Source organism: Amycolatopsis camponoti, from assembly GCF_902497555.1.
Taxonomy (GTDB): domain Bacteria; phylum Actinomycetota; class Actinomycetes; order Mycobacteriales; family Pseudonocardiaceae; genus Amycolatopsis; species Amycolatopsis camponoti.
The window spans coordinates 162,929-181,547 of record NZ_CABVGP010000003.1 but is presented as its reverse complement, the minus strand read 5'-3'; the positions used below and the strand labels follow the sequence as shown (position 1 = coordinate 181,547).

At 71.1% G+C, this 18,619-nt stretch carries 20 protein-coding genes; all 20 read left to right on the top strand.

Features of this window, described 5'->3' with window-relative positions:
• The first annotated feature begins 37 nt into the window (after positions 1-37).
• The 20 genes from AA23TX_RS37120 to AA23TX_RS37025 all read left to right on the top strand — a co-directional run bounded on the left by AA23TX_RS37120 (position 38) and on the right by AA23TX_RS37025 (position 18,548).
• The gene (locus AA23TX_RS37120) at positions 38-748 is read left to right on the top strand and encodes an SAF domain-containing protein (protein WP_155547674.1); all 711 of its coding nucleotides are present in this window, start codon (positions 38-40) and stop codon (positions 746-748) included.
• On the top strand, positions 748-1,665 hold the full coding sequence (locus AA23TX_RS37115) for a CpaE/TadZ family protein (protein WP_196425752.1): 918 nt from the start codon (positions 748-750) through the stop codon (positions 1,663-1,665). Before AA23TX_RS37120 ends, AA23TX_RS37115 begins: the two co-directional genes overlap by 1 nt.
• Positions 1,662-3,032 carry a TadA family conjugal transfer-associated ATPase gene (locus tag AA23TX_RS37110; protein WP_155547673.1) on the top strand — a complete coding sequence of 457 codons (1,371 nt, stop codon included), beginning with the start codon at positions 1,662-1,664 and terminating at the stop codon, positions 3,030-3,032. Before AA23TX_RS37115 ends, AA23TX_RS37110 begins: the two co-directional genes overlap by 4 nt.
• Entirely contained in the window at positions 3,029-3,961 is a 933-nt protein-coding gene (locus AA23TX_RS37105) for a type II secretion system F family protein (RefSeq protein WP_196425751.1), read from the top strand. Before AA23TX_RS37110 ends, AA23TX_RS37105 begins: the two co-directional genes overlap by 4 nt.
• Positions 3,958-4,851 carry a type II secretion system F family protein gene (locus tag AA23TX_RS37100; protein ID WP_155547671.1) on the top strand — a complete coding sequence of 298 codons (894 nt, stop codon included), beginning with the start codon at positions 3,958-3,960 and terminating at the stop codon, positions 4,849-4,851. The genes AA23TX_RS37105 and AA23TX_RS37100 overlap by 4 nt, the downstream gene beginning before the upstream one ends.
• Positions 4,852-4,918: 67 nt before the next feature.
• On the top strand, positions 4,919-5,119 hold the full coding sequence (locus tag AA23TX_RS37095) for a hypothetical protein (RefSeq protein WP_155547670.1): 201 nt from the start codon (positions 4,919-4,921) through the stop codon (positions 5,117-5,119).
• Positions 5,119-5,595 carry a TadE/TadG family type IV pilus assembly protein gene (locus tag AA23TX_RS37090; protein ID WP_155547669.1) on the top strand — a complete coding sequence of 159 codons (477 nt, stop codon included), beginning with the start codon at positions 5,119-5,121 and terminating at the stop codon, positions 5,593-5,595. Before AA23TX_RS37095 ends, AA23TX_RS37090 begins: the two co-directional genes overlap by 1 nt.
• Before the next feature lie 49 nt (positions 5,596-5,644).
• A complete protein-coding gene (locus tag AA23TX_RS37085) occupies positions 5,645-6,637 on the top strand; it encodes a hypothetical protein (RefSeq protein WP_155547668.1) in 993 nt (330 codons plus the stop codon).
• Between the two features lie 59 nt (positions 6,638-6,696).
• A complete protein-coding gene (locus AA23TX_RS37080) occupies positions 6,697-7,101 on the top strand; it encodes a TadE/TadG family type IV pilus assembly protein (RefSeq protein ID WP_230863001.1) in 405 nt (134 codons plus the stop codon).
• Entirely contained in the window at positions 7,098-7,547 is a 450-nt protein-coding gene (locus AA23TX_RS37075; RefSeq protein ID WP_155547667.1) for a pilus assembly protein TadG-related protein, read from the top strand. The genes AA23TX_RS37080 and AA23TX_RS37075 overlap by 4 nt, the downstream gene beginning before the upstream one ends.
• A gap of 33 nt (positions 7,548-7,580) precedes the next feature.
• The gene (locus AA23TX_RS37070; RefSeq protein WP_155547666.1) at positions 7,581-7,994 is read left to right on the top strand and encodes a hypothetical protein; all 414 of its coding nucleotides are present in this window, start codon (positions 7,581-7,583) and stop codon (positions 7,992-7,994) included.
• Positions 7,995-8,011: 17 nt separating this feature from the next.
• Complete coding sequence (locus AA23TX_RS37065) at positions 8,012-10,942, top strand: AfsR/SARP family transcriptional regulator (RefSeq protein WP_230863000.1); 2,931 nt, start codon at positions 8,012-8,014, stop codon at positions 10,940-10,942.
• Between the two features lie 999 nt (positions 10,943-11,941).
• Positions 11,942-13,090, top strand: a complete 1,149-nt coding sequence (locus AA23TX_RS37060) for an AAA family ATPase (RefSeq protein WP_155547664.1) — start codon at positions 11,942-11,944, stop codon at positions 13,088-13,090.
• A 52-nt stretch (positions 13,091-13,142) separates the two neighbouring features.
• On the top strand, positions 13,143-14,912 hold the full coding sequence (locus AA23TX_RS37055; protein ID WP_155547663.1) for a vWA domain-containing protein: 1,770 nt from the start codon (positions 13,143-13,145) through the stop codon (positions 14,910-14,912).
• A 62-nt stretch (positions 14,913-14,974) separates the two neighbouring features.
• A complete protein-coding gene (locus AA23TX_RS37050; RefSeq protein WP_155547662.1) occupies positions 14,975-15,334 on the top strand; it encodes a hypothetical protein in 360 nt (119 codons plus the stop codon).
• Between the two features lie 79 nt (positions 15,335-15,413).
• A complete protein-coding gene (locus tag AA23TX_RS37045; RefSeq protein WP_155547661.1) occupies positions 15,414-15,803 on the top strand; it encodes a hypothetical protein in 390 nt (129 codons plus the stop codon).
• 40 nt (positions 15,804-15,843) lie between these two features.
• A complete protein-coding gene (locus tag AA23TX_RS37040) occupies positions 15,844-16,347 on the top strand; it encodes a hypothetical protein (protein WP_155547660.1) in 504 nt (167 codons plus the stop codon).
• Between the two features lie 39 nt (positions 16,348-16,386).
• A complete protein-coding gene (locus AA23TX_RS37035) occupies positions 16,387-16,902 on the top strand; it encodes a hypothetical protein (protein WP_155547659.1) in 516 nt (171 codons plus the stop codon).
• A gap of 342 nt (positions 16,903-17,244) precedes the next feature.
• The gene (locus AA23TX_RS37030) at positions 17,245-17,733 is read left to right on the top strand and encodes a hypothetical protein (RefSeq protein WP_155547658.1); all 489 of its coding nucleotides are present in this window, start codon (positions 17,245-17,247) and stop codon (positions 17,731-17,733) included.
• Positions 17,730-18,548 (top strand): hypothetical protein, encoded by an 819-nt coding sequence (locus AA23TX_RS37025; protein ID WP_155547657.1) that lies wholly within the window; start codon positions 17,730-17,732, stop codon positions 18,546-18,548. Before AA23TX_RS37030 ends, AA23TX_RS37025 begins: the two co-directional genes overlap by 4 nt.
• Positions 18,549-18,619 lie beyond the last annotated feature (71 nt).

The window sequence follows — 18,619 nt, the reverse complement described above, 5'->3', positions numbered from 1 at the left end:
GCGCGGTACGGGGCGAGCGGCACCTTGGAGGGCTCCCGTGGCCAGCACCGACACTCCCGCACGCGGCCAGACGCCCGCTGGTGCATCCATGCAGGCGTCGTGGCTGGGCCGTACCGGCGAACCTGCCGCACCGACATCCGGGCGCGGCCCGCGGAAAAAGCCGCACCTGGTTGCCGGGTTGCTGCTGGTCGTGTTCTGCACCGGCGGAACCGTCTGGTGGACCACCAGCACCCAGGACCGAACGCCGACCTTGGCCGTGGCCAGGCCCGTCACCGTCGGGCACGTGCTGACCAGCGCGGACCTCCGCATCGTTGACGTGGCCGCGGCGCCGGGCCTCGCACTTGTCCCGGCCGAGGACGCTGCGACCGTCTTGGGCCGTCCGATGGCGACCGCCCTCGGGCCCGGAGCCCTGCTGACCCCGGATGCCGTCGGCGCCGCCCGGCTGCCCGCACCCGGCCGCGCGATCGTCGCGGTCGGGGTGAAGCCCGGGCAGTTCCCGCCTAACCTGACCGCCGGCGACCCGATCTCCGTGATCGTTACCGCCGCTGCGACTCAGCCCACGGCCACCGTTGTGGCGCCGGTGGTGGGAGCGACCTGGCGCGCCACCGTGGTCGGCGTCGCACCCGCGGGCATGGACCAGACCACCGTGGTCTCGCTCGACCTCACCGCGACCGACGCCGTGGCGCTGGCTCAAGCGCCGGCCGGTCAGCTCGCCGTGGTGCTGCAGCCCGCGGGCGGTGACCGCTGATGCTGATCGCCTTGTGCTCGGTCCACGGCTCGCCGGGGGTGACCACCCTGGCCGTCGCCCTCGCCACGCACTGGCCCGACCTGGCAGACACCCGCCGGCTGATCGCCGAGATCGACCCAGCCGGCGGCGACCTGGCGATCCGGTTGCGGGTTCCGACCACCCCCGGACTGGCCAGCCTCGCCGCCACCGCACGCCGGCACCCTCGACCCGAGGTGGTGTGGGACCACACCCACGTGCTGCCCGGTGGTACGCGAGTGCTGATCGCCCCGCCCGGCAGCGGGCACGCGCGCGCCGCCCTGCACCTCCTGACCAGCGCCCAGCCGCAGCTGCTGCCCGCGGCCGCCCGCGAACCCGGCGTAGCAGTACTGGCCGACTGCGGCCGGGTCGATCCCGGCACACCAGCCGAAGCGATCGCGCGCCAAGCGGACGCACTCATCCTGCTCAGCGGCACTCACGGCGAGGACCTCGCCCACACCGCGGCACGGCTGGGGGAGCTAAGCCGCTGGACGCCACGGCCCGGACTGCTGCTCACCGGCGAGGGCTACCCGACCGCCGAGGTCGAGCGCGAGCTGGGCGTGCCGACCATCGGGCGCCTTCCTCACGATCCGACGGCCGCAGCTGCTCTGACCGGCCATGCAGCGCCATCCGGGCGTCGCCGCCGAACCGGCGGACTGGCCCGCCACGTCGCCGCGCTCGCTCGCGCTCTCGCCGCCCCGAGCGCCGCAGCCCCACCGCCAACTGCCGTCGACACGCGCAGCGCAGACGCACCATCGCCAGACCCCGGCGCCCGCGGCGGCAGCGCGACCGCTCCACCGCCGCGCACCGACCTGGCTCCTGGACACCAGGAGCCACCGGCAGGTGACCTTTCCCGGGGCGGTCGCCCGTCGCACCCGACCGTCACGGAGCCACACACATGACCGCGAGCAGGAACCCCACGCCCCCGTCTCCGCCCCCGTCCATGGCCGCGCAGCGGCTCCGCACGCGACTGCGGCACGCACTCACCACCGACCTGCCTGCACGTATCGAGGCGATGACCCGCCCGGGCGAGGGCCCGCTGCCGCTTGCGCGGCGGCGGGAGATCGGCCGCGAGGTCCTGGCCGGCGCCCTCGCTGCGCACAGCGAGGCCGAGCTGGTCGCCGGCCGGGAACTGGCGGACTCCGGCACCGAGGCGCGGCTTGTCGAGCAGGTGCTGGATGAAGTGTTCGGGCTCGGCGGCCTGCAGCCGCTGCTGGCCGACCCGCAGGTGGAGACCATCGCGGTCAATCGCCACGACCGGGTGTTCGTCCAGTACGCCGACGGCCGCCGCGTCCAAGCCGCTCCCGTGGCCGCCTCCAACGACGAACTGACCGACCTGATCCGCACCCTAGCCGCCCGTGCGTCCTCGGAGGAGCGCCGCTTCGACCGCGGCTCACCCGCCCTGAACCTGCAACTGCCCGGAGGCGAGCGGCTCTTCGCGGTGCTCGGGCTGACCGCCGGCGGATTGACGGCGTGCACCATCCGCCGGCACGGCTACCTCACCGCCACCCTCGCCCGGCTGCGCCGCCGCGGCACCCTCGACGCCGGATTGGAGCGATTCCTGCGCGCGCTGGTCCGAGCACGCAAGAACGTGCTGATCACCGGCGGCACCGGCGCCGGGAAGACGACCATGTTGCGGGCCCTGGCCGGGGAGATGGATCCGCTGGAGCGGCTGGTGACCATCGAGGACGCCTTCGAACTGGGACTCGGGCTGGACCCCGCACGGCACGCCGACGTCACCGCGCTGCAAGCCCGCGAACCCAACGTCGAGGGCGAGGGCGCCATCGATCAGGCCGAGCTGGTCCGCTGGGGCCTGCGGATGAGTCCGGACCGGGTGATCGTCGGGGAGATCCGCGGGCCCGAGGTCATCCCGATGTGCAACGCCATGTCCCAGGGCAACGACGGCTCCATGGCCACCCTGCACGCGAGCAGCTCGAAGATCGCGTTCACGCGACTCGCTTCCTACGCCGCGCAGGGCCCGGAGCGGCTGCCGCTGGAAGCCACCGCGCTGCTCGTGGCGAGCGCAGTGCACTTCGTCGTGCACCTGGACCGCGCGGCCGACCGGACGACGCGGGTGATCGCCTCGGTCCGCGAGGTGGTCGACGCCGAGGCCGGGACGGTGATCTCCAACGAGGTCTACCGCCGCGGCCCCGACCGCCGAGCAGTGCCGGTCGCCGGGGCGCTGCGCACCGACACCCTCGACGACCTGGTCGCGGCCGGATTCGACCCGGACCTGCTCAGCCGCCCAGAGGGCTGGTGGACGCCATGAGCATCGACCTCACCTGGAGTGCCGGCGCCGCGCTGGGGCTGGGGACGGCCGCCGGCGTGCTGCTGATCGTTGCCGCCTGGCGCCCCGCCGCGGCCACGTCGGCACACTCACCCGGTGCGAGGCTGGTCCAGGCCTTTCGCAGGCAGGCCGGTGACCGGCGGGCACTCGCGCGACTGACGACGGTGGTCGCCGTGAGCGCCGGAACGGGATTGGTGACCGGATGGGTGGCCGGGGCGGCGCTGGCCGGCACGGCGGTGTGGTTCCTGCCCCGGCTGGTCGGCCCGGACCGCGCCCACGCCCGCCGGATCGCCCGGATCGAGGCGATCGCCTCGTGGACGGAGATGCTGCGCGACGTGCTCTCGGCCGCAGCCGGGCTCGAGCAAGCCATCCTCGTCACCGCCCCGCTCACCCCCGCCCCGATCCGCGCCGAGGTCGCCACGCTCACCGCGCGGCTGGGCAGCGGGCAGCGGCTGGCGCCGGCACTGCGCGCGGTGGCGCGTGAGCTGAACGACCCGACCGCCGACCTCGTCCTCGCCGCGTTGATCCTCGCCGCCGAGCGCCAGGCCCGCCAGCTCGGCGACTTGCTCGGCTCGCTGGCGACCACCGCCCGCGGGCAGGCCGCGATGCGGATGCGGGTGGAGGCAGGACGAGCTCGGACGCGCACGTCGGTGCGGCTCATCGTCGCCACCACCGTCGCGTTCGCTGCCGCAGTCGTGGTGGGCAACCGCGCCTACCTCGACGTCTACGACACCGCCACCGGCCAAGCGGTCCTGCTCGCCATCGGCGGTTTGTTCGCCACCGGGTTCGCCTGGCTCGCCCGCATCGCCGCCGGCAAGAGACAAGCGAGGGTGCTGGCGTTGGATGCCCCCGCTACGACACCCGCCAGCGACGGTGCCCAGGCCATCGCCGGGGAAGGCGAGCAGCCATGATTCCCGCACTCTTCTTCGGCGCTGGCGCCGGCGCCGGGTTGTGGCTGCTGCTGACCTGGGTCCTGCCGCCGCGCCCGGCATTGAGTGACCGGCTCGCCCAGGCCAGCACCCATGCGTCGGCCGCGCCGATCCCAGCCGCAGACGAGGTTCCCTGGCCCGCCCGGTGGGGCCGGATATTCGTGCCAGGCCTGCGAATGCTCGGCCCGCCCGGCGCCGCGATCGAGAATGATCTGCGGATCACCGGCCGCGATGCCGACACCCACCTCGCCGCGACGGCGCTACTCACCCTGGCCGGCCTGCTGATGCCGTGGCCGGCGCAGGCCCTGCTAGCCCTGGCCGGGCTGTCGGCAGGGGTGCAGGCACCCCTGCTGGTCGGGCTTGTCCTTGCCGGGCTCGGCTTCCTGATCCCTGATCTCGACGTCCGCGCGAAGGCCACCCGGCTGCGACGGGAGTTCCGCGCCGCGCTCTCGGCGTTCCTCGATCTCGTCGGGATCACCCTCGCCGGCGGCGCCGGCGTCGAGGCCGCCCTCACCGACGCCGCCGCCGTCGGAACAGGACCGGCGTTCGGCAAGATCCGCCGTGCGCTGCGTGCCGCGCAACTGACCCGCACCACACCCTGGGAGACGCTGCGCCGCCTCGGTGAGGAACTCGGCATCGCCGAACTGGCCGAACTCGCCGCGTCGATCTCCCTGGCCGGCACCGAAGGCGCCCGGGTACGGGCATCCCTCACGGCGAAGGCACAAGCACTGCGAACCCATCAAGTCACCGACGCCGAAACCGACGCCCACTCCGCCACCGAACGGATGGCGTTGCCAACAACCCTGTTGTTCCTCGGCTTCCTCGGATTCATCGCCTACCCAGCGATAGTCCAAGTCCTCAACGGACTTTAACCGCGAACCCGGCCGCCGACTGCAACCGACGAAAAGCATTGCCCGACAACCGAAGGAGGTTGATGCCATGGTGCACTTCATTCGCAACGCCTGGGAATTGGTGCGCGCGCGTGTCACGCTGTTGCGCGCCGATCCGGAGCGAGGAGAGATCACCACCACGGTCATCGTCACCGCCTTGATGGCCATCGCCGCGATCGTCATCGTCGCGATCATCGTCGCCAAGCTCACCGCCAAGGCGGAGTCGATCGACTTGGGGCTCGGCCGATGATGCTCGCCTCGCCCCCCGCAGCCCTCCGCACTGGTACGCAATCGCGAGATCGCGTACGACAGCTGTGGACGCGCCTGCGGCAGGCGGCGCGCGGGGACCGCGGCGAGGTCACCGTCGAACTGGTCATCGCGACTCCGCTGCTGCTGCTAACCCTCCTGACGATCATCCAGCTCGCGGTGTGGTCGCACGCCACGCACGTCGCCCAGGCCGCCGCTTCCGAGGCGCTGGCCGCCGCCCGCACCCAGGACGGCACCACCGGCACCGGGCTGGCAGCCGCCCGGGGCCTGCTCGACGACCTCGCCGACGGCCCGCTGCGTGACCCCGTTCTCGACGTGTCGCGCGGCGCGCAGATGGTGTCGGTGAGTATCCGCGGCGAGGCCGCCGGTGTCCTGCCCGGCGTGCACTTGCCGGTGCACGCCGAAGTCTCCGGCGCCATCGAGCGTTTCGTGCCGGACCTACCCGCCGCCGCTCCCTGACATTCCCTCGAAACCAGGACATCCGGTCCCAGGGCCGAAAGGACACCCGATGACGCGCCACACACCGCCCCGACCGGCCACCCCCGTGATCACGGGCTTATTCCCCGACGGGCCGGATTCCGTGCTCGTGAACCCCGCCGTCTCCGATCGGCGATGGCGCACCGAGTATGCGCGCGCAGGGCTGACTTTCCGCATTGTCCTCACTGGACTTCTCGGTACGGCCCTCGCAGTACTCGGCGGTCTTGCGGCTAGTTCCGGCGGAGGCGCCGTAGCGGGCGACGTCGTGGCTTTCGGAGTCCTCACCGTCGGCGCGAGCGTGGTGATCGGCCGGCACCGAGCCACCCGGCTGCTGGTCGATCACCGGCACGGCGCGGCGAGCCCGTGCCGTCTCGACCGCACGCGCGGCGAGTTCTTTATGCGTAGCCGTGACTTCGCCGACCTCGGCTGTCCGGGCGCAGCGGCGGTGCGGGAGCTGATCTGCGGTGTGGACGAACTGCATCGCAGCCCGGCGAGAGGCTGGTTCGGCCCCGAACTGTGTCGCGAGGTGCATAGAGTGGTGTGGGAATCCTTGTCTGTGCTCGAGCGCACCCGGGAGGCCCGCACGCTGGCGAGCGAACTCGCGCGCGACCCCGATACCGAGGTCGGTGACCTGGCCGCCGCGGCGCGCGAGGCTATCGCCGTGATCGACGCCGGCCTGGCCGAGGTCGTGGGGCACATGCGCGGCTGCCTCGCCTTGTCGCGGGCGTGGGAAGCGAAACTCCGCCACGCCGAGCTCGCCACCCGCACTGACCGCACACTTTCCACCGTGCCCGGACATGACCACGTCCTGGCCCTTGGACGGGCGGCAGAAGCGTTGCCGCGGACCCTGCACGCCTTCCTCACCGCTGCTCGCGATCTCACGGGAGCCGGACCGTTCCCCTGGGAACGGCCGGCCTCGTCGTGGCTGCAGGTCCCGGGCAGCCACGACGGCAGGGGAGGAGCCGCGACCGCTCGTCGCAAGCGGTTCCGCCGCGACGGACCAGATGAGACGAAGCTGCCGTGACCACGCAGGCTCCGGGACGCGCGCCGGCGCGACGGTGGTGGTGTGCCGAGCGTGGTTCGGTGACCGTCGAGGCCGTGCTGTTCGCCCCGCTGCTGGTCATGGTCGTGGTGTTCGTGGCCGTGGTGGTGCACCGCGGCGTCGATGCCCGGCTGCGGCTCGACGACGCCGCGCACCAAGCGGCCCGCGCCGCCACACTGCAACGCAGCGCCCCTGCCGCCGTCACCGCCGCGCGCGAGACCGCAGGCGCTGCGCTCGCGCACGCCGGAGTGGTGTGCCGCGACCTGGTCACCACGATGTCGGGCACCCTGGCCCCGGCCGCGACGATCACGGTCAGCGTGCGCTGCACCGTCGACCTCAGCCAGGCCCTGCTCCTCAGACTGCCTGGCGGGAAGACCCTGGAATCGACCGCCAGCGAGGTGGTCGACGCCTACCGCTCGGCCCCCGCGATCGGAGCGAGGCCATGACCGGTCGCCGAAATAAAGGCCGGTGGGGTGTGTGGTGGCGCGCCGAGCGGGGCCAGGTGTCGGCCTTCGCGCTGGTGCTGCTGATCGGGCTGCTCGCGCTGGCCGGCCTGAGCCTGGATGGCGGCCTCGCGCTGGCGAGCAAGGTCCGCGCCGGCGGGCAAGCCGAGTCCGCCGCCCGGGCCGGCGCTCAAGGCCTCGACCTCGCCGCCTACCGCGCCACCGGCGCCTTCCGGCTCGATCCCGTCCTGGCCCGGGAGCTCGCGCAGCGGTATCTGGCGAACATCGGCGCCACCGGCACCGTCGCGGTCGCCGGGAACACCGTCACCGTCGAGGTCACCGCCACCTATCGCACCCAGCTGCTGTCCCTGATCGGTGTCAAGGACATCCACACCCACGGGCACGCCACCGCCCACCCGCAGCGCGGGATCACCGGCATCGAGCCCTGACCCGCGAGCGAGCAGCAGGACAAGGAGACAGGCATGGTCACCTCGGAAGACGAGATCACCCGCCGCATCGAGCAACGAGATTCCCAACGCAGCACCCGACGGGCCCACGCGGCCACCCTCGTGGGCAAGCTGGCCCGCCAGCACACCGAGCTGGCCGGCCAGCTCGCCGAGCTCGAACGCGAACTCGGGACTGTCCTGACCGAGGCCGGCGACGTCATCGACGTGGCTGAGCTGGCACAGGTCACCGACGTCTCCCTCGCCGATCTCACCCGCTGGCTAGACCGGTCAGCCAAGCCGGCCCGCGGCGGCAAGCGCACGCGTGTGAAGTCCCGCGCCGCTGCCGGCCCGGCGATAGCCGCCGAGCCACGTGCCTCACGGGCGGCGCCACCGGCCCCGACCGCGTCCGGCGACATCACCGGCGCCGCGGTCGGGTCGGCGAGCAGCTGATGGTCGGCCCAACGCGGGTGGCACGCACCGTCCGGCTGCTGGTCCTGGGCGTGCGAGGGCTGCTCGCGCTCGGGCTGCTGGCTGCGCTGGTGGCCGGGCTGCCCTGGGCGCTCGTCTACGGCGTCGGGTGGCCACTGCCGGACCACCTGCCGAGCCTGGACGAACTCGGGTCCGTGCTGATGGCCCCGATGTCGACAACGCTGCTCCTCGACAGTCTCGCGTGCCTGCTGTGGGTGCTGTGGCTGGTGTTCGTCCTCGACGTCGCGGCCTGCGCCCTCGACGTCGCCCGAGGTGCGCGGTGGCCGCACGTACGCCGACAGGCAGGGCCGGTGCGGCGCGTCGCGACGGTGCTCGTCGGGGCCCTGCTCGTGGCCATGCTGGGCCGCACCGCTACCGCAGCACCAGCGGCCCTGCCCGAGGCCGGCCCGTCTAGCGGGGCCGCGCCGGCGGCCGCGAGCCGCCCCAGCACGATGCCGTTCGCCGACCAACACCCTGCCAGCCGGCCTGCACTTGCGGCCCAGCCGGGTACCGAACAGGTCCGGCCGCCGCAGGACGGCGTGCACGACTCACTGTGGCGCATCGCGCAACGCTGCCTCGGCGACGGGGACCGCTGGCCCGAGATCTGGTCACTCAACCGGGGCAACACCCAGCCCGGTGGCCGCGTGCTGAGCTCACCGAACCTGATCCACCCCGGCGACCTCCTCCACATCCCCGCGCCCGGCCCCGTGGCCGCCCCTGCCGTCCCGCCGCCCCCTCCCCGCGCCGTACCAGCACCCTTCACCGAACCGGCGCCCGCGGCGCCGGGCACGACCACCTCACCGCCTCCAGTGCCGGTGCCCTCTGGCCTGAATGTCGGTACGGACACGGCAACGGGCCACTCGGGTTGGGGCGCGGTGACATGGGGCGGCGGTGAGGTCTTCGTCAGCCTCGGCCTCGCCGCCGCGGTCAGTTCTCTGCTCGTGCTCGCTCGGCGCCGTCGCCAGGCCCACTACCGGTCGAGTAGCGGCCGCGGCGAGGACGGCGTACCGGTATCGCCGGTGGTGTATCAGCTGCGGCTAGCTCATCTGCGCGCACGCCACCACGACGAAGACACGGCCCTGGCCGTCGACGGGCTGCCCGACGACACCGGCGCTGCCGACGCCGACATCCCTGTGCTGCCGCGCCGCCGACGTCGTCCCGTTTACCGGGGCGACGAGGGCCCGGCGCAGGTGCGGCCCGCACATCGCCGTCGTGTGGTCACTGCAGCGGCCGTCGGTACCCGCACAGGACCGGAGACGCCGTCGTGGGCGGTCGACATCGCCCTCGACGCGACCGCACCGCACACCGATGCCGGGGGCACCGACGGCACAGCGGGCGAGGCCACCCACGTCGCACTCGACCTGGCCCGTGTGCACGGCCTCGGCCTCATCGGGCCCGGCGGCTACGCCGCGACGCGCGCACTGCTGCTGTCCATCCTCACCACCGCACGCGCCGGAACATCGGCACCGAGAGTGCTGGTGCCCACCGCCGACTTGGCCCGCCTGCTGGGCGTGCCGGCGCCTCGTGCGGGCCTGCCGCAGGCGCTCACCGTGGTGACCGATCTGGACACCACGTTGGCCGCCCTCGACACCCCAGAACCGCCGCCCCGGCCCGCCATCCTGATCGCGACACCACCCCGCGAACCGAAACAGCAGGCGCGGCTGCAACACCTGCTCGACAATGGCGCCCAACACGGCGTCACGGCCCTGCTGCTGGGTCAATGGCGCCCCGGGGTGACCGCCTATGTCACCGCCACCGGAATCATCTCCGCGACCGATCCCGGGCTCGGCGAACCCTTGCGCGGTACACGCAGCTTCACTCTGCCCGAGACCGCCACCCGCGAGCTGCTGCGCTTCTGTCACACCACGCAAGCGGCCGACCCTCGCGATGCTGCGAACAACGACACTGAGCCATACAGTGGGAAACCAGTGCCCGAGCGGTCGGCGACATCACCACAGGCCGCGCCAGCGCAGCCGGAAGCCAGCGGCGATAACTCCTCTGGCCGCCTGGAAATCACCGCTGGCCGGCACGTGCCCGAACCCGCCATCGCCGGCCCCGCAATAGCTGGCCGCGAATCCCGCCCGCTACCGAGGACTGAGCGCGCGCAGGCACCGAGACTCGCATCGCTGAGACTGGCAGTCTTCGGCACGCCGGCCCTGCACTGGCGACCCCACCCGGCTCGACCCGACTCCGACACGCGAGACCTGTCCGGAGAACTGAGCAGCCGGCCGGTCGAACTGCTGGTGTACCTCGCCGTACACCCCGGCGGAGCATCCCGGGACGGCATCGTCGACGCTCTCTGGCCGGACCAGCCGCCCCGCAACCCCGCCAGCGTCCTGCGTACCGTTATCTCCCGGGTCCGCCGCACACTCGACGCTGCCACCCTCGGCGCAGCCGGAAACCCGATCCACGCCGAACACGGCCACTACCGGCTCGACCCGGCCGTCGTCGAAGTCGATTACTGGGACTTCGCCGACGCGGTCACCGCCCGCCGCGCCGCCACCACACCCGCGCAGCGCACCGGCGCCTACGAGGCCATCGTGGCGCACTACGGCGGATCCCTGGCCGAGGGCCTGGACGCCGAGTGGCTCGTCGCCTCCCGGGAAGCCACCCGCCGCGACGCCCTCGAAGCCGTCGCCGCACTCGCGCGCGCCCGGGTCGCCGACGACCCGGACTACACCCTCGACCTCCTCGAAACCGCGCGCGCGTTCGACCCGCACAACGAACTGCTCTACCGCGACATCATGCGCATGCAACACGCGCTGAGCCGACACGACGAAATCTCCCGGACACTCACCCTCTTGCGGACCCGACTGGCAGAAATCGGACTCACACCCACCGCGGACACCGTCACCCTCGCCCGCCGGCTACGCGAACGCGAGACCGGAATACCCCTCGGCGAACCATCGCCCCGATTCACGGCACGATGAATGAACACGCCGACGTCTCGCGCACACGCGCGTCCGCGCCGTCGCCAACGATGCATAACTCGTTCCGAAGAGAGGCAATTCGCGGGAACAGCGAAATACCTCGGTATTGTGCCGCGACCTCTCCTGTGTCGATGCTAGCGTCGACTGTGGCAGCACAATCGTCGACGCCGAAGAAAAAGAATCCTGTGCGCACGCTCCATCTGTTCGCCGCAATGGCGTCACCGGTCCGCATCGAGCGTACTGCGCAACTACCGCACGCCGCGACAACGGCTCCGGATCGCGCGAGCGGTCACGGCATCGACCGCGACGCCAGTGCCCCCGGTGGCGATCGGAACAATCACTCGTGGACACCCACTGCCACGGCCGCACGCAAAGAGGATGCAGAGAGTGGTTGCCGAGCGGGGTTCCGTCCCGACTGCCGATCCGTGTCGCACTCCGCTATCCGCCTAAGCCGGATCCTCTCGTGTTACCCGTTATCGCAGCTCAGGGCAACCGTCGGGGGATCCGTCGGTATCCCAGACTCGCTTGACACCAAGCAGGTAAGCACATCAGGCCCGGCGGTGGTGCCATGCTGCCTCATCATCGTCTTCACCCGTCTCGCCAGAGCGTGCCAGTCACCTTCGGCAATCCCCTCCTCCTATTTATATTTTCTCAATGAAGTCGATTCATTCGCGGTGTCGTTTTGGGCCGGCGTCGACGTTCTTCAATCTGGTGACACCTGCCTGACCTGCGCAAACGTCCCGGGAATTCCATTGTTGTCGGCAAATTCCCTGGAATTGACCCCGGAAACCTATTGTGCGGGCAGCCGGGATCGAGCTACGTTTGTTGCGTCACCGGAGAAACGAAATCGAAAAACATTCGCCCGGCACGGCCGCAGGTTATCGATTCGGGAACCGGTAATTCACGATTGGGGACCGCTGTGTGCATCATCGAAAACGACGACGTGACCACGAATGACGACAGCACCGTGCCCCACCCGCTGCGAAAGGACCCGACACGATGACCACGCCAGCCACGACTCCGGCCCCGGCAAGTGCGCCCGCCGCGTCCGGCGCGGCCGCCCGGCTCCGCAACGGCGAACTTCGGCGCATGGTGGCCGAACAGCTCGCCAGCGAACCCGCCGCCGAACTCACCCCCGGGGCCATCGCACGCAAGCTCGGCCATTCGTCCGGCGCTGTTGGCAACGCACTGGCCAAGTTGGACGCTGACGGCGCGGCAGAACGCGTAGGCGTCAGCCCCGCCACCTACCGCGCGACGCCCAAAACCGCCGATGCCGCGACAAAGGCGACCGTTTCCCCACCGACCACCCCGCCACCGACCACACCATCAGCCCCCGCTGAGCCGCCCTTGGTGACCGGTCCGGTGCGCCGCCCGAACGGGCAGATGTACCACCCGCGCAAACTGTCGAACCTGCCGGACGTCACCGCGCTGCAGCGGCTACGCACGGCCGGGGTGGCCGCGCTCATGTACGGCCCGCCCGGGACGGGCAAAACCTCGGTTGTCGAGGCAGCGTTCCCCGACATCGTGACCGTGCAGGGCGACAGCGACACCATTGTCGACGACTTCGTGGGTTCTTACGTGCCGACACCGGACGGAAGTTTCGAGTTCGTGGACGGCCCGCTGGTGACCGCGATGCGCGAGGGACGCGCGTTGTTCATCGACGACGCCACCCTCATTCCGCCGCCCGTGCTGGCCGTGGTGTACCCCGCGATGGACGGCCGCCGCCAGGTCACGGTCAAGGCGAACAAAGGCGAAGTGGTCAACGCTGCCCCCGGGTTCTACGTCGTGGCAGGACACAACCCGGGCGTGCACGGGGCCATCCTGTCCGACGCGCTGTCGTCCCGGTTCGCCGCGCAGATCCACGTGTCCACCGACTACGACCTCGCCACCAAACTCAAGATCGAACCCAAAGCGGTACGCGTGGCCAAAAACCTCGCGCTAAAGCAGGAGAAGGGCGACATCGGATGGGCGCCGCAGCTGCGTGAGCTGATCGCGTTCGGCCGCATCGCCGACGCTCTCGGTACGAAGGCCGCCGCCGGGAACCTCATCGGAGTCGCGCCCGACGAGGACCGCGACATCGTCGCCGAGGCGGTCCGCAGCGTGTTCGGTCCCGACATCGCGCCGCTGTCGCTGGGGCCGCAGATCTGACACCGCGCCCACCACCCCGACGACCACGCCGACATCGCGAAAGGACGCCCCGATGACCGCGCACGTAGCCCCGCCCGCAGCCACCCCCACCGCCGTGTTCCCCGCCCCGACCGGGTGGCTGAGCATGTCCGCCGCGTTCGGGGACGAGGTCCCCGCCATCGCCGACCGCGACGACCTCGTGGTCACCGTCGCCCCGGGGGCGGGGCACGGCGCGCCGGCATGCTTTTTCCCGGACCTCGCCACGATCGAGGTCGACGGCATCCACCTCGCCCCCGGGGTCGACCCGGCAACGGTCGCCCCGCACCGCATCGGTGACCGCAAGCGCTACCGCACCCTGTGGGGGTTGTTGACACACGAATGCGGGCACGCCGCCCACACACGATGGCGCGCACCTGACGACGCCCCGCCCGGAGCGGTAGCGGCGGCGGACCTGTTGGAAGAGTCCCGCATGGAAGCGCAACAGCTCCGGCGCCGCCCCGCAGACCGGTACTGGCTACGAGCTAGCACCATCAACCTGATCCTCGCCGACACCGACGCGAAGGATCCCGCGAAAGCGCTCACCATGTCCAAACCCAGCGCGGCACGGACGGCGGCGCTGCTGATGGCACGCGTGGACGGCGGAGTCCTCAACGCCCGCGAAACGGCCACCGTCGCGCGGACGGTCGAGTACATCCTCGGTGCCGACACCCTGGACACCCTGCGCGAAATCTGGCGAGAAGCACACCGCACCGCCGACGACGACGCCGACACGATGATCGAACTCGGGAGGCGCTGGTGCGCCGCCATCGGCACCGACCCCGACGACGCCGACCCGACGAGCCCGACCTGCGGCGACGGCGACCCGGGCGACGCTGACCGTGGGGACACCGGACCGTCACCGCTGGCCACGGCGGTCACCGACGCTGTCAGTGCCATCGCGGCAACGGTGAACGCCGACACCGCACCCACCGACCCGATCACCGAACGGCTGGAAGCCGCCGCCCGCGACGAGGCGGCCCGCGAGGCCGCTGCGCGCACCGCGCGCGCGGTGTTCTCCGGCGGTGGCAGCCGGACGGGCAGCACCGCCACCCGGGGCACCCGTGCCCCGAGCAGCGCCGAACGCGCCGCCGCGCACCACCTAGCCCGCACGTTGGACACCGCCGGAGTGCGGCAACGGGCCGAGACCAAGACGACCTCGGTCATCCCCCCGGGGCGGCTGCGGGTACGGGGGGCGGTGGCCGCGTCCGCGCAACGTGCGGCGGGCACGATACCCACCGCCGAACCGTTCATCCGCACCAACCGCACGACCGTGCCCACGCCACCACTTCGGCTTGGCATCGCGTGCGACGTGTCCGGCTCCATGAAAGCCTTCGCCGGACCGGTGGCCTCGGCCGCCTGGATTCTTGCCCACGCCGCCCACAACACCCGGGTGCCCGCCACCACGGCCACGGTGATCTTCGGGCGCTACGTCCGGCCGATCACCCACCCCGGAAGTCCGCCCCGCGCGGTGACGGAATTCGCCGCAAGTGACGGTGTGGAAGCGATCGACAAAGCGATCAACGCCCTCGACGGTGCCCTCAACCTCTCGCACGCCGACGCCGCACGGTTGCTGATCATCGTGACTGACACCTACATCGTCGACGCGACCTACCGCCGCAACGCCCAGAAACACCTCGTGCGATTGCGCGCGACCGGGTGCGCCGTGTTGTGGCTGACCCCCGAAGGTGCAGCGCCCCTGCCCGACCTGGTCGGGAGCGACCTCGTGCACACGCTCACCGATCCGACAACCACCGCGAGGGAAATCGGGCGCGGCGCCACCGCCGCGCTACGCGCCACCCGCTGAACCAGTCCCGGGGGCGGGCAACCACCCACCCCCGGGGATACCGACACCGCCAGGAGGCAACCGTGTTCGCCACCACGCATGCGACACCACCCGCCAACGTCGACTCCGTCCCCGACAAGACCGGACGCGCCGATGCCGTTACCGGACGTGCTGCGTTCTTCCTCGGCCGGGGCCACCGGTCAAACCCCATCGGACTTGTCTCCGTCGGTCACCGGGTGGCATGGAACGGGCACGCTGCCACCGTCTGCGCGGGTGGGGCACTCACCCCGGGCCCTGAACCCTGTGAACTGGGGACTTCCGCCGTCTCGACGCTGGCCGCCAGCCTCGCGACTCCGGTTACGGTTGACGGTTGGCACCTGTGGCGCCACGAGCGCCACGACCGAACCCCGGCCCAGTTGCGCGCCGACCTCGCCAACGAGTGACGCCTTGCATTGCCCCGCCGAGAAAACCCCGCCCGCGACTCCGGACCCGATCCGGCATTCCACACAGGACGGTCACCCGATGCCCGAGCCTCAACATGACCTGGTTTCCCCAGCGCCAACGACGACCGACGCGCCCGCGTCGCGGTGCGGCGACGTCGTCGACCACGCCGCAGGGCTTCCACGGACGCTGGAGGACAAATGCCCGACCTGTATCTTCCGGCCCGGCAACCTGATGCACCTCGCCGACGGCGCAAGGGACGACATGGTCCGGGCCGCGCTCGCGCGCGGTAGCTGGATCGTGTGCCACACGACCCTGCCCGACGCCGGAATCCCGAGGGGGCAGCAGGCGATCTGTCGAGGCTTCTGGGACGTGCATGCCCGCGACTCCTTCGGCTGCCGCCTCGCCAACGCCTTCGGCGGCCCAGTCGTCGTCTCGCTCCCTGCGGCACCCGACCAATTGCACTCCTGAGGACCACCTCAGCTCCACGACATCAAGGGACTTCTCCACCATGACAAGCACAACTGTTAACGCACTGGCCGAGCGGGCCGTCACTGTCGCCCGCCGCTACCGCGAGGCCGCGCCGCGCGAATTCGCCGAACGCCATGCCGTGCCCTCGCGATGGTCGCGGCGAACGTCGTCCGTGGCTAACCTCGCCTCCGCGCTCGGGATTCCCGCCGACACGATCCTCGTACGCGACGATCCGCAGCGCCGCTACGGCATCGACGCCAGCCTGACCCCCGGCGACCTCTACGAGATCGCCAGTGACAGCGGCCACCGCTGGCAGTTCATCCCCGACTTGACCGGATTCACTCCGTCATGGGGGTGGCTGCTGCTCGGTGCGTGCCCGCACTGCGAGGCACCGTCAGTGCCGGTCGCGCGCGTCGCCGGCCTCGCCGACCTCGGCGCGCACCTCGACCCCGAGTCCGAACATCACGGCACCGACACCGCACCTTTGGAATTCGACGGGGATCCCGGCCACCACTCGCACTGTCCTTATGCGACCCGCGCATAGAACACCGCACCGTGCACGATTGCTGAAAGGAATTTGGCGATGACATTCGACGGAACGCCCGCGCACGTCCCGCCTCTTATGGTCGGCCACTTCTATGAGTCCTCCTACACTGAAGTCTTCACCGGTATCGGCGAGGGAGCGCTTTTTCGCGGCTACCTCGGATCGGCGTGGCCGGACAGGGTGGCCGACCCGGCAACGGTCTTCACTCTCCCCGTGGGGCGCGAGTTCCTGACCGCCGCGACCGAGCCCGATTTCCTCACCGCATTCGACAATGTGGTCAAAGCGTGGCCGTTGTGCGGCTTTGGGTGCGCGGAGTCTGGTCGCGCCGATGAACTCGCGACGCTGGACCGGTGGTGGCGCTCCGACCTCTACGTACACAGCGCCTACACCCTCCACGGCGGCGATGTCCTATATCTGCCGCATGGCCGTCCGCAACGCGACGACAGCAACAACGACTGGCGACGCGTCCGCCTCAGCCGTGGCGGCGCGGAGGCCGTCGCCGTAGATCTCATACCCAGTAACGCTCAGGACACCTCGGTGGGCGCATCGAGCTGATCCGCGATCGGCCATCCAGAATTCCAGCTCGTTCAACCCGACCGCTGGTTTTCTATCCGCCCGGCTAGATTCAAAGATTCTCGGCCTCGTGCCGTATTCGAGGAGAACCGTGAAGAACAGGAAAACAAGACTCCTGTGGACCGTGCTTGCCGTGCTCCTGCCAGGTCCGTGGACTCCGGCGATCGTATTGGCCTACCTCCTCGGCCGTGGCGCTGAGCGCAACCAGGACGCCGACTGCGTCTACTGGGCACCGCCCCACCGGCCGCCCGATCCCTACGCCTGCGTCTCGGCCCCCACACCACTCAACCCCTACGCGCCACCACGATAAGGAAAGAACCGCCGATGTCGAGCTACACCGACTTCTACCTCGGACGCGGCGAGAAGGCCGACTGGATCGGGTCCCTACGGGGAGAGTGCTACCCCGAGAACTTCCTCGTCGTCGCACCCCTGCGGATGGCCCTCACCGCGACCGACGCACGCACCTTCCGCGCAGCGGTCACCAACACCCTCAACTGCTGGGAGGCCGAACACCTCGGGCAGGCCTACCACCGCGAGCTCGGCTGGCCGTGGCCCTGGTACAGCAGCCACACCAGCAGCTGGATCATCACCTTTGACTCCGACACCGAGGCGGTGTTTGTCACCGTCGGCGGCGGCATCCGGTGGCACCGCATCAACCCGCACGCCCCCCGCTTCCCCGAAGGCGAGGACCCGCTCGGGCCGCCTGACATCCACGCGTGGCTGCGTGATCCGGCCGCCCCGCCGTCGGTGCCGATGCCGCTGATGCGCGAGAAGCCCGCCGACATGCCGATCATCGGCGGTGACGCCCGATGACGTGTGCGACTACCCATGACTTCTACCTCGGACGCGGCCCGGACGCCGACCGGATCGCCTCGATCGACCTCAACCACTGCGCCTGCACCAGCCTTGCCGCCATCGAGGACGCGCGCACCGCGGACGAGTTCCGCCGGCGAGTCGAGCGCCTCGGCGACACGGTCCACCGGCACGAACTGGGCTACGTCACCAGCACGCCGTCGGCGTGGTGGCCATGGTTGTGGCCGACCAGCCACGGCACCGACCTCACCTACGCCTTCGACGGCGACGCCGTCTGGACCTGCCAGCGCGGACAGCGGTGGTCGGCCTGCGCGGGCCACTATGTCCCGCCGGGACCGGACGAGGCACCGGTGGTGTTCCCGCCCGGACGCGATAGCTGCGGCTACACCGGGGTCGATGCCGCCGACACGATCAGCCGCCGCTACGGGCCGATGCTGGGTCGAACCCACGGCGACCGAGTCGAGGAGCTGGGCATGCGGATCCTGGCCGACCTCACCCTGCCACCAGGGCCTGGAACACCCGTCGAACTCGCCGCGCTCCACTCGCGGCTGGCACCGGATCTGCGCTACGCCGTCACGGTCGACTCCTCCGCGGCGGAGCTGGAGATCGAGGTCTTCGGCTATCGCGGCGGCGGCCTGGCCAGCGACCTCGCCCGCGACGCACTGGCCAGCGTGCCCGCCCTCTACGGATGGACCGACCTCGACGGCGGGCCGCCGCGCTTCGGCGTGCGCGTGCTAATCGCCGACGACAACCGCAGCCGCTCGCATCTGATCCTGGCCAACCCGCACATCCACGCGATCCTCACCACCCACTGAGCTCAGCAGCAGCCCACAACAACGACCGGAGGACCCCCATGCCCCCGAACGACCCTGCACCCGGCTCACCC